The sequence below is a fragment of the Neorhizobium galegae genome (assembly GCF_021391675.1).
Classification (GTDB): Bacteria; Pseudomonadota; Alphaproteobacteria; order Rhizobiales; family Rhizobiaceae; genus Neorhizobium; species Neorhizobium galegae_B.
Genome location: NZ_CP090095.1, coordinates 3684630 through 3702729 on the forward strand (window position 1 = coordinate 3684630; position 18100 = coordinate 3702729).

An 18100-nucleotide genomic window follows, 5' to 3' on the forward strand; every position below is an offset into this window, starting at 1 on the left:
TCCCGTCCGTTTTCACAGGCGTATACATTTACCTCCTGTGTAGCCGCCGGGACACATGGAGAACTGCTCTTTCGCGGTGCATGGATACACGCGCTCCACGCCCGCTAATTGTATAAATTCAGAACAGTCCTTGATTGTTCGAATTCTTTAGCAAGACATTACTTAAACAAGAAAAGGCGCTTGCGCGCCTTTTCTCTGGTTTCCGACTTGCAACACTCTTCACTTTATACGTGCGAGATGTTCGCCGAATGCTTGTCGTCGTCGAAGAGGATCTTGACGGCTTCCGTGTGATTCTGAAGCACGGCGACATCCTTCCAGCTATCGGTGGCGACCTGGACGCTGACGGTCGTGTCGTTGCCGGCAATCGTGGTGCGAACATTCGCGGCGGCCTCTTCACCGGTTGCCTGATGACCAAGCAGGGTGTCGAGAAGCTTCGAAACATCGACCGCATCGCCTTCGTTCGACTTGTAGTCGGTGATGATGTCGGCCATGTCGAGTTCGTGCAGGGCCGAAGGATCGAGCACGAACGTATCCGCGCCGGTACCGCCGGTCATCTGCGTCAGGCCCGGCATGGCAGCGAGGATATCGTCGCCATCCGTTCCGACCAGGACGTGATCGGGCGCATCGCTGAACAGAGTGTCGAACCCGACCTCGACGAAGGAGCCGGTCGAACCGTCGGCATAGGTGAACGAGCCCTCAGCAAACAGCGCCTGGCCGTCGATATAACCTTCCGCACTGTCGGCATCGAGCGAGATGCCGGTGATGCCGTAGTCGTTCAGACCCTTCAGCTCGCCCTCGTCGCTGACACCGTTGCCGTTGGCATCCTGCCAGACCAGCAGCTTGTCGAAGCCGGTATCGGACGCATCGATCTTGCCGTCATGGTTGACGTCAAGCGTCGAAAGCGCCGCCACACCGCCGGCATGCGCGCCACCGGCAAAGTTCGGGGTGAAGATTTCCGAACCGTTGTCGATCTTGCCATTGCCGTCGACATCAAAGGCAAGGATGCCGTCCGTCTTGGTCCAGGCCACCTGATCGAGCTTGCCGTCGGCATTGATGTCGAATTTCACGCCGTCATCGACGGATGTGAAGGCGAAACCGTTGTGGTCGAGGTCGAGGATGATGGGGTCGGCTGCAGCAACGAAATTAGCCGCCGTAAGCTTCCCATATCCCACGTTATTGAGCGTCATAACGTGCTCAACAATTATCTGGTTCGAGCTTGGACTTCCCGACGCCGGATCAGTTACATCGTTAATCTGGACCATATAAATCCCGGCGTGGGCATTATTCGCCTGGGTATTCTGATAGACTATGAATGTATAAGTTCCAGATCCTGGAAAATCCTTAGTAGCAGCAGCAATTATATCCTCAACATTGTTTCCGTCGTTATCCTGACTAAGGGACCCCACGGTGGCTCCGCTATATTGAAGAGCTATAATTTTCACGCCGGCCGCAACATCGGTATTATCTGAAGTAATAACCTGAAATGCGCCAGCCAGAACATCAGTGCCCGCCAACTTCAAGGATATCTTGTCACCCACGACATCAAAATTAGTGACTTTTGCGTCGGTAGTTCCTGATGGGTTAAGCGTATCGTTGCTGTAAATGATCTTGCCGTAGTTCGTCATATCTACGGTATCAGATCCCGTGACGGTGATCGTGTTGATCTGATCATCTACGGGCGTTACAGCGACATTTACGGTAGCAGTTGCCGCCGTCGAATTATCTTCATTGCCATCCTCCAGGCTGACGCCGAAGGAACCGGAAGTGGTTTCCGACCCGTCGTGCCTGAAGCTGACAAGGTTGTCGGCAAGCTGTTGAGCTGTAAACGTCGTTGCAACAATACCGTTGACTAGAACCGAACCATTCGTCGTGGCAGTTACGGTAAAGGTCACGCCCGTGCCGATGTCATCCGGATCACTGAAATAGAGATCCTGGGAAGTTACAGCAACAGTGGCACCTTCATTGACAGCAAGGGCATGATCGCCGGTGATAACCGGCGCGTCATTCACCGCATTCACGGCAATCGAGATCGAACCCGTGGAAATTTCTGTATCCTCGTAAACGAGGCCATCAGAGAGCATAGCGCTGTCCAGAACCTTTGCCGCCACGTTAAGCGTGACGTTGCCGGCGAAATCGTGCGGCGGCGTCATCGTCAGGCCAGAGGTATTGACCCCCGCGGCATTCTCGATGACCCAGACCCCGCCGACCTGCGCGCCCTGGCTGAAGATCGCACCGGTCGGGAAGCCCGACAGTTCAACCCGCGTCACCTTTTCCGAACCGTCGGTGTCGCCGAGACCAATATTGAGGGTAACGGCCGCGATACCGTCTTCGTTACCAAGACCAGAACCGGAGATCGTCGCCGCATCCGCGACAGGGCGAATGTTGAGCGTGATGGTTGCCGAAGCCGTGGTCGTGCCGTCACTTACTGTGTAGTCGATCGTGGTGATACCGCTGGCGTTGGCGTGCGGCGTGTAGACAAGGTCCCCGTTCTGATAGAGCCAGCCACTGCCCCCCGGCCCTGACGTGATGGTTGCGGCGGTCGGTTGCAGAGTGTCCCCATCGACATCGGTGTCGTTGGTAAGGAAATTGGTGCCGGACGTCGTGTGGTCCTCATCGACGAAAAAGATATCGTCATGCGGAGTCGGCGCGTCGTTCACCGGAGTGACGGTGATGTTGAACGTATCGGACGCGCTATTCGGCCCGTCCGAAGCGGTGACCATGACATTGATCGGACCGTTGTAGTCGAGTGGAGCCTTGCCGCTGAACGTCCCTGTGTCGGGATCAAAGTGCAGCCAGGCCGGCAGTGCCGAACCATCGCCGAGAGTTGCCACGTAGGTCAGCAGCGAGTCCACGTCCGAGAACGTGTCTCCCGGAATCTGGAAGGAAATCGTGCCTTCCTCCGCAATGCTCAGGTCGGCAATAGGGTGGGCGAGAATAGGCGCTTCGTTGACGTTGGTCAGCTGCACGCTGAATGTCTCGGAATAGCTGCCGTTCTTACTGTCCGTCACGCGCACCGAGAAGCCGATTGACGGGGTCGTCTCATAGTCGAGAACCGCACCCGCAGCGACACTGATCTCGCCGGTCGAGGCATTGATCACGAACCTGCCATCGGCTGATGTCAGCGACGTAGAGCTATCGGCGAGGATGAAGGCATAGCTCAGCGGGTCGATAGAACCGTTCACATCGACGCCATGAACACTGCCGACAACTGTGCCCGCAGCCGAGTTCTCCGCAACGGTGAGACCCGAAGTCGTCAGATCCGTCGGTGCCTGCTCGATCAACTGGGCTGCAGTGACCGTGCCGTCGAAAAACCGGAAACTCTCGACACCGGTCGCCTTGAGGACCGGGCCGCCATTCGGCAGCGAGATCGTGAACTCGCCGGTGGCGGGATCCTGCGTGACGGTCACGTCCTTCCAGACGCTTTCGCCCGCCTCGTCACCGATGACAAGCACGTCGGCTCCACCGGCACCCTTGACGACCACGCTATGGCCGGACGTCAGCTCCGAGACGTCGAAGGTTTCATCGCCCTCTCCGCCTTCGTAAGTGATGGTCGAGGTAAGCAGCGAAGTACCCGCAAAGCTGCCGTTGACGGCAAGGGTATCAGCGCCGCCGCCGCCCTGAATGACGATGTCTTCAATCTCGTTGACCTCGGCGGCCAACGCCCCGTTCACGGTCAGCAGAATTTCGGCCAAACCGGCATACGGAGTCCCTGGATGAGCGGCGTTATAGGCCGCGACGCTCCAGATCGCATACTGCTCGCTTGCCGAGGAGCCGACAACACGCAACAGGTCGCGACCGCCTGCGAATTCGGTGCCGCCATCGACGACATCCAGACCGTCGCCGACGGACCACTGGATCGTGTCGTCGCCGCCCTTGCCGTTGAGAACGTCGTTGCCGTCACCGCCTTCGAGGATGTTGGCGCCGTCGTTGCCGTTGATCGTGTTGCTGAGGCCGTCACCGATAACATTGATCGGAGCTTCGCCCTGCAGCGTGATGGTCTGAACCCCGTCCAGCGTCAGCACGATGCCGGTATCCTCGGTGCCGCCGACGACCGTCAGGTTCTCCTTGGTGATCGTCGCGGACTGGTTGGTGACCGTGCCGACCAGTTCGATGCGGAAGCCGGCAGACGCTGCGGTGTTCGCGTCACTAATCGTCGTGAACGTGCCGACGAGGTTGTTACCGTCGAACAGCTGCACCGGAGCAGTCAGATCCAGCTCGATCGCACCGCCGTTGAAGTTGATGCTTTCGACGCCATACAGCTTGTCGATCTCGCCATTGGCGGTGTTCAGCACCTGCCAGCCGCCATCGAGCATCCTGGTGATCGCGAAGTTCGACTGATTGCCGTAATAGACGACCATATCGTTCTCACCGGCAGTGGCCGCGATATCCGCCTCGCCGTTGCCATGGATCGTGTCCGTGCCGCCGGTCGCGAAGAACTGATCGTTGCCTGTGCCGCCGACCATCTTGTTGATGCCGGTGCCGCCGCCGAAGCGGTCATTGCCCGCGCCGCCAAACAGGCTGTCGTCGCCGCCATTGCCGTTGAGAACGTCGTTGCCGTCACCGCCTTCGAGAAGGTTGGCGCCGTCGTTGCCGTTGATCGTGTTGCTGAGGCCGTTGCCGATAACGTTGATCGGGGCTTCGCCCTGCAGCGTGATGTTCTGAACCCCGTCCAGCGTCAGCACGATGCCGGTATCCTCGGCGCCGCCGACGACCGTCAGGTTCTCCTTGGTGATCGTCGCGGACTGGTTGGTGACCGTGCCGACCAGTTCGATGCGGAAGCCGGCAAACGCTGCGGCGTTCGCGTCACTAATCGTCGTGAACGTGCCGACGAGGTTGTTACCGTCGAACAGCTGCACCGGAGCAGTCAGATCCAGCTCGATCGCACCGCCGTTGAAGTTGATGCTTTCGACGCCATACAGCTTGTCGATCTCGCCATTGGCGGTGTTCAGCACCTGCCAGCCGCCATCGAGCATCCTGGTGATCGCGAAGTTCGACTGATTGCCGTAATAGACGACCATATCGTTCTCACCGGCAGTGGCCGCGATATCCGCCTCGCCGTTGCCATGGATCGTGTCCGTGCCGCCGGTCGCGAAGAACTGATCGTTGCCTGTGCCGCCGACCATCTTGTTGATGCCGGTGCCGCCGCTGAAGCGGTCATTGCCCGCGCCGCCAAACAGGCTGTCGTCGCCGCCATTGCCGTTGAGAACGTCGTTGCCGTCACCGCCTTCGAGAAGGTTGGCGCCGTCGTTGCCGTTGATCGTGTTGCTGAGGCCGTTGCCGATAACGTTGATCGGGGCTTCGCCCTGCAGCGTGATGTTCTGAACCCCGTCCAGCGTCAGCACGATGCCGGTATCCTCGGCGCCGCCGACGACCGTCAGGTTCTCCTTGGTGATCGTCGCGGACTGGTTGGTCACCGTGCCGACCAGTTCGATGCGGAAGCCGGCAAACGCTGCGGCGTTCGCATCACTAATCGTCGTGAACGTACCGACGAGGTTGTTACCGTCGAACAGACGAACAGGTGCCAGCAGATCAAGGGTCAGATTATTGAACTGGATCTTCTCGATCCCATAGAGGTTGTCGGTGTCGACACTGACGTGAGTGCCCGTGAATTCCGGAGCACCGTCCAGTGCCTGCACTCTCCAGATGCCGAGACCACCCCCAAGTGCCGTGGTGTCGAAGAAGACATGATACTTGTTCGCGGGACCGCCATAGTTTGCGCTATCGGCTTCGCCGACGGCGGCATTCAGATCTGAACCCGTGTTGCTGGTGCCATTGCCGAAAAGGCTATCCGCGTGTTTGCCGCCCCAAAGGATATCATTGTCGGCTCCGCCGATGATGATATCCGCGCCGTCTCCGCCGGCAAGGGTATCAAGACCCTGGCCGCCGTAGAGCACGTCATTGCCGGCACCGCCGTCGATCGTCAGGGATACAGAAGCGTTGAGGCCGCTGGCATTGATGACGTCATTGCCGCCCTTGCCTTCGATGCTCAGCTCGGACGTGCTGATCCCGGAGATGGACGGTATGCCGTTGCCGTAGACTTGCAGGAGATTGGAGTTGCCTGCGATCGTGATCGTCTCGGCTGCATCCTGGCCGCGTACCGTGATCTTGTCGGCACCCTCGGCCTGATAGAGCACCACCGATTCGATGTTGGTGGCGTTGACGTCGACATTGCCATCACCGTCGACATCCAGGGTGAGACCGGTCGAGGTCACGGTGAGAACTGCGGATTCCGCGGTGGCGTTTCCGGAAGTCAGGAGAACGTCAGGGGCCGCACCGCCATCGATGGTGTCTACGCCATCACCGATGGCATAGTTGAAGGTGTCGCCTCCTGCTCCGCCGTTGATCGTGTCGTTGCCGAGGCCACCCGTGATCTTGTCCGTGTTGTCGCCGCCGTCGATCGTATCGGCTCCGGCGCCGCCCCAGATTTCGTCGTCGCCATTGCCACCAGTCAAGGTGTCGTTACCGCCAAGGCCGGAGATCAGGTCGTTGCCGTCGCCGCCATTGATGATATCGGCGGAATTCGAACCGCCGAGGGTGTCGTTGCCGTTACCGCCTTCGAGGGTGATCGGTCCGCCGTCCGCGGTGGAACCTGCAGCCAAGAGAATGACATCGTTGCCATCGGTACCGACGATCTTCTCGACGCCGGAGAGATAATCCGGAGCCGTGCTGTAATCGGCCACGAAGCCCGATTTGCCGTCCCGCTCCAGGATGATCGTGTCGTTTCCTGCGCCACCGATAACCTTGTCAGCCGTGCCGGCAAGACCGGCGATATTGACCGCCAGGAGGCTACCGTCGCCGAGCTGAATGTTGCGGGTACCGGAACCGGTCACATCCGCGCCGAGGACGAAGGTGTCGTTGCCGGCACCGCCGTCGAGAACATCGGCTCCGAGACCGCCGTCCAGATGATCGTTGCCGCCATTGCCGGTGAGCTTGTTGGCTTCGGCGCCGCCGATCAACACATCGTTGCCCGCACCACCCAGGGCATCGACGATACCCGAGACGCTGTCGAGACCGATGACCTTGTCAATCTCGGAGGCACCGTCGGTCGCGGTGTTGGCAGCCACCGCCTGGCCGCCGACCATCTGGGCAGCATCGTCAAGGTTGACGAAGACGCTCGTGGAAAGGTTGGAATAGTTGATGGAGTCGATCGAGCCAGCGGCATCGACGCGAACGGTAACCGTCGAAGTGGCGGCGTCGCCGTCCGCGTCGGTTGCGGTGAACCCGAGGGCCAGATCGAGATACTGGCTCGTCGCGTTCGGCGCCGTATGATCGAGCGGCTGAAGCAGTGAGAAGCTGTAGGCGCCGGTGGCCACATTGAGCGATGCCGTGAAGACGATATCGCCTGGGGCCGGCGGATTGGTCGAGCCGATGAACCCGGTCAGCACGCCATTGATGATATCGATCGTCACCGGATGGCCGTTCGAGCTGAGCCCCGCCACCGGAGCACCGTTTTGATCCGTTGTCGCGACACTTCCTGTGAAGGAAAGCGTGCGCGCGCTGCCGGCATCCGCACCCCAGGCAAGGCCCGTCAGGGCGGCGGTGATAGTTTCCGTGCCGCCTTCCTCAACCGTTCCGGAGGCATTGGGGCCGGCCGTCGGCACGCTATCGGCGACCGTCACGATCAGCTGGCCGTTGAGCGCCACGCCGTCCTCGTCGCCGTCGGTCACCGTGACCGCGGAGGAAAGGTCGAGGTCCAGCGAGCTATCGCCGTCGATGACGGCAATTTGCTGATGGCCATTGTTGACGGTCGTAGTGCCACTCGGCGCACCGAAGCCGTCAAGATCGAATTTCGTCTGATTGGCGACATTGCCGACATTCACATACCAGGTGGTGTGGGCCGGGATTTGCAGAACGTAATCCGCCCCGCCTGCGTTGTTATCCAGCACCCAGGTCCTTGCCACGCCTCCATCATTGCTGACGCGGATGATCGCGTCGCCGTCCGGCATGCGCCCCACAAAGGCTAGATCGTTGCCGCCGACATCGGGCACCGCGGCATGACTTCCGACAACGCCGAGAGCGGCAGCCGGGATCGATGCGCCGTCGATGACCACGGTGTCGGTGTGGTCGAGCGGGCCGGTCTGCGCAAAGGCATAATGGCCGGTGGCCGGATCGACGGTGAAGGTGAAGATCGTCGCCGCGCCGGCTTTCGCCACAAGCGCGTTGCCGACCACAGAATAGGTAAGGGCGACACCGCCGGAAGTCAGGGAAGTCAGACTGGAGGACAGACCGGTGGTTTCAACCGAGTAGCGACCGACGCCGTCAGCGCCCGGCGATACCAGGGCGGAAAGCTCGCCTGCAATCGAACCGCCTGTGGCGCTTTCAGTGATAGCGCCGGTGCCGATTACACCGGTGGAGATCGGCGTGTCGTCGTCGGCATTGATCGTTAACGTGCCATCGACATGATCGCCGTCGCCGTCGGTCACGGTGTAGGTCAGGTTGAACGACACGTCGTTTTCGTTGTTTCCGGCTGGGTGGTCGATCGCCGCATTCTGAGTAACCGAATAAGCCCCGGTCGCCGTGTCGAGCGTGATCGTCATGACAGTGGTCGCACCTTGCTTGACCAGCAGAGCATCACCGTCACGCACATAGGTGAAACCGGTGGGCGCACCCGTCGTCTTCCAGGCGATCGACCCTCCGTCGGCACCGAAATCGTGGGAAAGTTCGCCGGTGATGTTTGCCAGGGCGTGATCTCCCGTGCCGCCGTTATTTCCCTGGGCACCGACGACGTTGTCGTCGTCTACCCATACGGCACTGTTTCCGCCAACACTCGGGCCATCGTCCTCAAAGGCGATCTTGTCGCCGATCGAAACTGACTTGGTGACCACGTCGCCGTCGTAATCGGTGGCGGTCAGAACGGCGGAGATCTTCCCGGAGAGATTAACGCCCTCATCCGAGGAGGCATTGCTCGGATGCTTCAGCGACAGATATTCCGCCACGCTGACACGGCCGTCGCCGTCGATGGCGATCGCGAAGGCCGCCAAACCGTTGGCACCGCCGACGCGGCCGACCACGACTCCTGCCTCCAGGTACAGATAGATGTGAGCTCCCTCGGTGGTCAGCAGGCCGGAATCGATGCCGTTTCCACCATCGACCCGTAAGGTCAGTGCAGTGGAGACATTGTCGTCCGCACCATTCTCGACCGAGATATCGATTACATCGTCGCGGGCATAAATCGGCCCGCCGAGATCGGCATCCACGCCACGGTTGCCGACGCCGGCGAACAGGCTGCCGATGCTGCCCGCGCCGCTGTCGTCGTTCTGGAAGCCGGACGTTTCGTCGATCGTCACCGTCTCATCGGTGAAGATCGCGATCTCCGGGACGTCGTCGGTGATGGTGATCGAGAACTTGCCGCCGAGGCCGACATGGTCACCGTCGCCGTCGGTCGCCTGGATCACCGCACCGAAGTCGATGGCGGCGATCGAACCCGATCCGCTCTTGAGGGCGGTGTTCTCGCCATTACCGGCGACGTGGTCGAGCTGGTCGTATTGCTGGTAGGTAAATGCGCCGGTGACGTGATCGAGGGTCAGTGAGAAGACCGGCCGGTCGCCCCAACCGAAGCCGGCGCCGCCGGCGACATTCACAAAGGCCACCAGGGCGTCGCCGACCATCGCATAGGAGAGCGTGCCGCCCTTCGAGGTCAGGGCCAGCGCCTGCATCTTGGCTGCTGCATCGGCGACAAAACCGAAACCGCCGCCGGCTGCCGCGCCGTCCGCGCCGAAGGCGACGACCGAGGCGATCGAGCCGGACACGGTCGCCGCATCGCCAAATCCGATCAACGAAGGTGTCGAGGTGGAACCGTCGGCAGTTCCGTCATCCGGATGCGTGCCGGACGAGAGCAGGTTGGAGATGTCGTCCTCGTCGGCCGTGGCCGATACCTTCGCGCCGGATGCCAGCGGGCCGTCGTCGGCAAATCGGATATGGCTGCCGATCGAGACCGTGTCCCTGACGACGTCGCCGTCGTAATCGGTGGCGGTGACGACCGCCGAGATCTTGTCGCCCAGGGTCACGGTCTCGTTGGACGTCGCCGTGTCGCCCTGGTGCAAGGATACATATTGCGCGACGCTGACGCGACCGGACTGGTCGATGGCGACCGCAAACGCCGCGGCGTCCGGGGTCCCGTTGCCATCGGAGTCGAAGCGGCCGACGATCAACCCGCCCTCTTCGAACAGAAAGATCGACTTGCCGCCGGTCGTCGCCAGACCCGAATCAACCCCAACACTGGCAATTTCCAGGGAAAGAACCTTGGTGGTCGTTTCGTCGGCGCCCGGCTCCGAGGATATGGTGGTGACCAGCGAGAAGCCGTTGCGCGCGAAGATCGCCGCATTGCCCATGTCGGCGTCGTGGCCAACATTGGCAACCGCCGCAAACAGCGATCTTACCGCCTGGTTGTCGGTATCGTTTGATTGATTGTTGACCGTCTCGTCGATCGTCGTCGAGGCGCCCGTCGCGATGATCGACGGAGCCGGGACGTCGTCGGTGATGGTGATCGAGAACTTGCCGCCGAGGCCGACATGGTCACCGTCGCCGTCGGTCGCCTGGATCACCGCACCGAAGTCGATGGCGGCGATCGAACCCGATCCGCTCTTGAGGGCGGTGTTCTCGCCATTACCGGCGACGTGGTCGAGCTGGTCGTATTGCTGGTAGGTAAATGCGCCGGTGACGTGATCGAGGGTCAGTGAGAAGACCGGCCGGTCGCCCCAACCGAAGCCGGCGCCGCCGGCGACATTCACAAAGGCCACCAGGGCGTCGCCGACCATCGCATAGGAGAGCGTGCCGCCCTTCGAGGTCAGGGCCAGCGCCTGCATCTTGGCTGCTGCATCGGCGACAAAACCGAAACCGCCGCCGGCTGCCGCGCCGTCCGCGCCGAAGGCGACGACCGAGGCGATCGAGCCGGACACGGTCGCCGCATCGCCAAATCCGATCAACGAAGGTGTCGAGGTGGAACCGTCGGCAGTTCCGTCATCCGGATGCGTGCCGGACGAGAGCAGGTTGGAGATGTCGTCCTCATCGGACCTGATCTCAACAGCGCTGCCGGTGGCGACCGGAACGTCGTCCTTGACATCGACCGTGAAGGTGCTCTCGGCGACGTCGCCATCGCCATCACGCACGGTGTAGGTGAATTCGAAGGTCAGGATGTCGGTCTCGCTGCCGGTTTCGCCATGGCCGGGATGGTCGAGAACGCCCTGAAGCTCGAAGGTGTAGCCGCCGGCGCCGGTGTCGGAGAGGGTCACGGTGAAGACCGGTCCGCCCTCTTGGTCAGCCGCCGTCAGAACTCTCCCATCCGTCGACAGCGTGTAGACCAGCGACTGGCCACCTGAGCTCAGATCCCCAAGCGCGATCTCGATCTCGCCACTCGATACACGCATGAATGCCGAAACCGCAGCCGTAGAAAGTACCGAGCTATCGACCGCCTTCAGCGCAGGCATGTCACCGCCGTCTGCGGGCGGGAGATCGGAGACGGCGCCCGGGGTAAAGACCACGGACCGATCTCCGGCGTCCTGGGTGCCGCTGTAGCCGCCGTCGATGCTCGTATTGCCGTCGTCCGCCCCCCAGGAAATGCCAAGCGAACTGTGCGCGGTCTTGCCGCCACCTTCGTCGACCTTGCCTTCGCCGGCTGCGCCGATCACCGACGCGTCGTCAGCGATGGTAATCAAAGCCGTGCCGGACGCTGCGGCGTCACCGTCGGCGTCGACACCCTGGAACTGGAACGAGATCGTCAACGCATCCGAGTCTGAGCTGTGATCCAGTTCCTGGAAGATCTCGACCGTGTAAGACCCATTTGCAGAGGTCGGATCCAGCGAGATCTCGAATACCTTCGCTGCTGGTTCCGAGCCATCGACATATGCCGTCAGCGTCTGACCACCATTCCCAAGGTCGGTGATCACGTAATAAAGCTCGCTACCACCCGAGGTCAGAGTCCCGCCAGTGACGGAGAGACCGACATCTGCGGCACCTGTGTAAACGCCCTCGGCATTGGCCGGGACCGCGCCTGCCGCGTTAGCAAAACCGACCGAGCGGCCGAAGGTGTCGCCTTCACCATTGCGTGTATCGGCATCCGCGCCCCAGGAGATGCCGAGCGAGATATCGCCGGTTTTTCTGGCAGCTTCGCTGCCATCCGTGGCCGGATAGGCCGAAACATCGTCTTCATTCAGCGAGGCGCTGCCCGCCTCGCGCTGTACCGGGCCGTCATCACCGATCTCGATCGAGAACGAGCCGGTATCGGAATCGCCATCCTTGTCCGTGACTGTGAACGTAAAGTTCAGTCGCAGGGCGTCATCGGCACCGATCTCACCGAGATCCGGATGGTCGAGAGGCTGCGACTGCGTGTAGGTGAAGGCGCCGGTGGTCGGGTTGGTGACCGTCAGCGTGAAGACGGTGACCGTGGTCTCGCCGACGGTGATCGTGCCGGTGACCGTCAGGCCGTCAGCCGAGGTCGACACCGTGACCGCCTGACCGCCGGACGTGAGCGGCGCAGCAACACCGCTGCCGGTCCCTTCCGCCATGTCGGAAGTGCTCTGGTAATTCACCGAGGAGACGATGCCGAAATCGTCGCCGCCGTCGAAAGCGAGCACGCCCGTGATCGTCTCGTTGCCGACGACGTCATCTGCCAGAACCGATTCGGAGAAGATGAACGGCGACCCCATGTCGAAGGCGTCCGGCTGATCGTCCGCAGCCGTCCGGTCGTCAAGCCCTCCGCCATCGCCAAATTCCGTATCGCCGAGCAGCGAGGCGAGCTGAATGGGGTCGTTCTGGCTGCCCTGGATCGAGTCGTCGAATTCAGCGCCGGAGCTGTCCGGGCGTCCGGTCGCACTGAAGGATCCGTCCGGGCCGGCTGCGACGTTGATGCCGCTGTCTTCCAGGGCGGCGAAGAGCACCTGCTGGGGTACCTCCACTTCACCGATCAGCATCGTCGGGATCTTGGTCGCGCCGTTGACGATGACGATCTCGGTTCCGTCCGCCTGCACCAGGATCAGGTTTGCGCCGTCGACCCGGATATCGTCGATCGATACACTCGTCGCCAGGTGAACGATGTTGTTGGCGTCCGGGGTCACTTCTGCAGCCGGCGCTGCTGGAGCAGCGGCCGGCGCATTCGGATCGGTCGGAACGCGGTTCGTCGTCGGGGTGCGGCCATCACCGGCCTGCGCCACCTGGATCTCATGCTCGATCGGAGAAGGCGTAGAAGAGGCTGCGATCTCCTCCTGGATTTCCGACGAGAAATTCTCAGTCAGATTTTCTTCCGAGATGTTCGACAGACGCGGATCTTCAACGGACATGACTCTAACCCCCAATAAAAACTGTGCCGCAATCAACTCCGCCACCCAATATAAAGCAAGACTTCCTTAACCTTCGCGATATAGCCGGTTATGTGTCGGGAACGGATTTATTGACAGAAGGTTAACTGCGGCGGCGGAAGACGTATTAAAGCCACACATCTTGCCCCAATCGCCGCAAAACACGGTTTCCAAAGAGTTATCTGGGATGGTTGTTACGACCAGGAACGCGCCTTGACCGAATGACCTTGCGCCTCGGGCGATCGATTCGTCTGTGAACGGGAGCCTGATTCGGTTCTCAAGCCCGCCCCCGGCCATGGCGGCTGCACGCTCGACATGGACGCCAGATAGGCCGGCCAAGCTATAAGTGGAGGTTCAATGGGGCCAGCAAGCTTCCGTTTCCTTGTGAAAAGCCTGCATGAGGGTCGAACGATTTAAGAATACCTTACCACCCAAGGAACTACTGGGAAGTCGAGAGGCGCATCGCTCGTATATACTATAAAATTTTAATAAAATTTTCACGACTTGCCCCAGGCCGCTTATCACCTGATCGGGAATCGGCTTCGAGGCCCCCGGTCCCGAAGCGCATGCGTTGGCTCGGTTGCCGGACGACCGTCACTTGCCTCCAACGTTCAGGAGGATTTGTTTTTCCCGTTCGTTGGAGTTTACATCCTCGTCCTCTGCAGCTGTGATCTGATTTTTGATTGCCACGGCGTAAAGCTGGATGATTTGCGTGATCTTGTCGTCCCAATCGAAGTGCCTAAGCGCTTTTGCGCGGCCGGCTTCCCCAAGGCGGCGCCGTAAGTTCACATCATCGGAAAGACGCTGCATCGCTTCGGCGAACCCCGCGACAATATCGTCTCGCGACGTTGGCGGAACGAGGACGCCGCAATCATCATCCAGATAGTCGTCGGGGCCACCCCACTTTGTGGCGATGACAGGCAGACCTACGGCCATCGCCTCAAGAACGACGGCACCGCCGCATTCGTGAATACTGGGCATGACGAAAACATCCGACTGCTGCAGAACCCGCGCACATTCCCGTTGAGGCAAAAATCCGAGAAAGCGTACCCGGCCAACCAAATCCATGGCCTCAACCAGCGCTTCGAGCGTACTCCGCATCGGGCCGTCACCGACAATATCCAGTTCCACGAGTTCCTCCCGGCTTTTGACGCGCCCAAACGCCAGCAGGAGGAGGTCCGCCGCCTTCCAGTCAACCAATCTCCCTAGATAAACGAAGCGAACCGGCTTTCCCGGCAGATCGTCGGCGTAGCTGCGTTGCGTCCAAAGTTCGACGTCGATGCCATTTTCAACGAGCATTGCCGCCGTGCCGCCGATATTCGTGGGTAGAACCGCGCGTGTTCTCTCATTGGCTGCCAGTAGCAGCGCAGCTTCTCGCTTGCCGCGCATCAAGAGATGCAGACCGTCTGATAAACGCCGCCCCAGCTTGAACAGTATATCGCCCCAGCCGCTTGTTCGTCCCTTCGGATGAACGCCCGGCGGATAGGACATGTTGCCGTTCATAGGTCCTATAACCACCGGCGCACCGACGTTGGCGATCAGGGATGGCTCACGTGGCGAGACCGGAATTGGTTGGTGGACGACCTGAATACCTAGCTTGTGAACCAGTTCGCGGGTTATGCGACGTGCGGCCATCTGCGTAGCGAGGCGGCTGATATAGCCAACGGTGATGTTGGCGAGCTGGTCAGGCACGTGCTGCCCCAGCTTCCACATCAGAATATTCAGCCATGTGTCCTTGATAAAATGCATATGGTCTACGGCGTCGGGTGCGAGAGAAGTCAATTCCTCCCGAGTACGCTCATGAACGACAAGCCACGTCTCTATGCCCCGGGCGCGCAATCGGGTGAAATAATGCCACGGGAGGGAAGCTTCGCCACCGAACTTCAGGGAGGCGTGTTCCGCGACAATCAGAACCTTATCGATCGAACTCATGTTCCAACCTTGCGAGGAGATCGCCGCCATTTTCTGGCACCGCCGATATTTGAGCAACGCCGACTAATGCAGCCTGTGGCTACACCTAAAGAAGGTGAGAGACGCCGTCCGTCGGGCAGGCGGTCGCTTCGGGTTTCCATTGGCTTTTGTTGACAGCCAGATCGCCGATACCGGAAGGCTTACGCCTTTTGTCCATGATGCTGGACAGGATCTCCGACGTCTATGCTCCCAGGTTGTATTTCTCTATCTGCCGATAGTTGTTCTCGCGCTCAATAAAGACGGAATTCTTATGACAGCGATGCGTACCATCATCTTGTCTATGGCATGGCTACTGTCCGGCCCGGCGTCTTCACAGGAAATCACACCGGGCGATGCCCCGCTGAACTCCGCGCAGGTCTTTTTCACCGGCCATAGCTTGATCGACAATCCCCTGGCCAACTGGGTCGAGATGATTGCCAAAAGCCGCGGCAAAAATATTGCCTGGGAGCAGCAGATCGTCATTGGATCCCCGCTGAGGTATCGAACGCGAGGTGAGAACGACCAGGATTGGAGCTGGGCCGGATACAGGTACGGGAAGAACCGCAACGGCGATCAGATGGATGTCGTCGAGGAACTGCTTCGCCCGCGGCGCATCGGCACGGGGCGCCCTTACGACACCGTTGTCGCAGCGGAAAACCACAATTTGCTAAACATGATCGTATGGGAAAACGCGATTGGCTATCTGCGCCATTTTCACGACCGCCTTCTCGACGGCAACCCTAAAGGCCGAACCCTTTATGTCCACACCTGGCTTGGCGTCGACAAGGACAATCCGCAGCCCTGGTTGGAACACGAGACAAACGCTTCGGTCGTATGGCAATGCGTAGCGGAGAAAGTGAAGCTGACACTGCAAGCTGAAAAGCGCCCGGCCAATCTTTCCGTCGTACCTGCCGGAACGGCTCTCGTGGAATTGGTGAAAAGGACACTCGACGGGAAGGTTGTCGGCCTCACCGGAAGCAACAGGAAAAAACTCGACCGGATATTCCGCGACGAGGTCCACCTGACCGATACAGGCGTCTATTTTGTCGCTGCGGTCCACTACGCCTCGATCTATCGCCAGTCGCCCGAGGGCGCCGCAGCGCCGCCGACCGTGCCCCGGGACCTTGCGAAGGAGCTGCAGAAGATTGCATGGGGGGTCACCCGAGATTTCTTGCAGCGGGAAAGCTTGCACCCGCCGAGCATGGCAGAATGCCGGCGCGTCATCGTCGAAAAAGTCTGCCGAAGCTTCTGGGTGCATGTCGGCGAACCGAACGAGGCGAGTGGCTGCCAGAGCTATTTTGCCGAAACCCGTCCGGACCCCGGGGGCAACCCCTTCGTCTGGCCGGATCCGAATTGGAAGGCCCTGCCAAAGCCAGCGCCTTAGCTGCTTCGTCCATCCCACGATCGGAATCTGTTCGAGCCTGGATGATTGATTTGATTTGGCGGGACACGAGAGATCGGTCTCACAGTCGCGGCACACCGGACCCCTTTCCGGTATCGCTCGACTGTCAGATGGAAGATGAACAGATCAGCTGTCAATGTTCGGAACCTGCGCGCTGCGCCGTTCCCATGTGTTTCGCCAGGTGCAATGGCGTATGCACGATCGCCAGCCCGACAAACATCCATGTCGAAAGTTCGTCGCTCCGGGAGGCATTGCCGCGGCAACGCCCCTGTCAGCGCTGACGTGGTTTTCTATCGTATCCCTTCACGCAGCTGCGAAGGCTCGACTTCGCAGCCGTGATATCTCGGGTCGGCCCGCCAACCGACCGGCGAACGGTTAGTTGGCCGCTCCGTATGGGAAGAGGTCATTGAGTTTGTAGGCGACCTCGGTACGGTTCGTCGCTTTCAGCTTCTTCATGATGTTGCGGATATGGACCTTGACCGTGCTTTCCCGCAGATTGAGCTCGTAGGCGATGATCTTGTTGGCCTTGCCCTTGCGAAGGGCTTCGACCACCGCTTCCTGGCGCAGCGTGAACATTCCCGAGAGTGGCCGGTGTTCCGCCGCCGCCGTCGCAGCGCTGACCAGGTGCCGCATGGAGAGGACGCTGCTTGCCGGAACGAAAATCCCGCCGGCAACGGCCAGACCGATCGCTTCCACGCAGACGCCGATGCCGACGCAAGAGGGAATGAAACCTCGAGCCCCGTATTCCAACATTTTCACGACCTGGGCGAGGTCGTCGGAGTCGGAGAGCACGATGATCGGCGGCGACTTGAACTCGGTCGTCAATTTCGAGATGTCAGTAGCAAGTGCGGAATCGTCCGCCTTTCGGCCGCCTATATTGAACAGAACGGCCTGGACAGGCGGATAGAGATCTTTTTCTAGTTTCCATTCCTCGATGGAGCCGACAGCGCAGACATCCATCTCGAGGCCACGCCCGATGAGGGCTTTGGCAAGGCATTCGCGATCAAGCGCTCTCGCGTCGATGATCACAAGGCATCCGTCGTGGTTTGCTCCCTCACTGCCTCGATCATCTCTTTCGGCGAGCTTTGGGATGTCATTCATAATGCGAAAGGATTCTGCCACAGCAGGAGAACGGCTGTAGCCGCTTGGTGTGGAACTCATCTTACCCCCTTACCTGAAGTCTAGGATCGATTGTCCCCCTCAGGAACCGCAACTATAAGTACGCCAACAGACTGTCTTTACACCTTTCAACCTTTTATTAAGGTCAATATACAGCAGATACGTAATTTAGTCTATGCGCAAGTAAGCAGCTAGATAAAAATATTTACCGGAGGGGGCGAGCTAAGTTCCGATAGGGAATTGGATATCTCCTTATAGTTAACGTGCACGTCAAAATGCTCCCATAAAACTCGATCCCGGCCCCGCCCATGAACTTTCGGATACTTGACCTGGTCCG

4 protein-coding genes are annotated in these 18100 nt (G+C 60.0%); 1 reads left to right on the forward strand and 3 read right to left on the reverse strand.

Going from position 1 to position 18100, the window contains the following annotated elements; translation table 11 throughout:
- Nucleotides 1-224: 224 nt before the first annotated feature.
- Nucleotides 225-13274: a DUF5801 repeats-in-toxin domain-containing protein gene (locus tag LZK81_RS18230; RefSeq protein ID WP_233954154.1), complete on the reverse strand. Its 13050-nt coding sequence runs from the start codon at nucleotides 13272-13274 to the stop codon at nucleotides 225-227.
- Between the two features lie 612 nt (nucleotides 13275-13886).
- Entirely contained in the window at nucleotides 13887-15254 is a 1368-nt protein-coding gene (locus tag LZK81_RS18235) for a glycosyltransferase family 4 protein (protein WP_233954155.1), read from the reverse strand.
- 109 nt (nucleotides 15255-15363) lie between these two features.
- On the opposite strand from LZK81_RS18235, the gene LZK81_RS18240 reads away from it, so the two are divergent.
- Complete coding sequence (locus tag LZK81_RS18240) at nucleotides 15364-16626, forward strand: hypothetical protein (protein WP_233954156.1); 1263 nt, start codon at nucleotides 15364-15366, stop codon at nucleotides 16624-16626.
- Between the two features lie 393 nt (nucleotides 16627-17019).
- Here the strand turns inward: LZK81_RS18240 and LZK81_RS18245 are convergent, their stop codons facing one another.
- Entirely contained in the window at nucleotides 17020-17805 is a 786-nt protein-coding gene (locus LZK81_RS18245; protein WP_052753517.1) for a helix-turn-helix transcriptional regulator, read from the reverse strand.
- Between the last annotated feature and the right edge of the window lie 295 nt (nucleotides 17806-18100).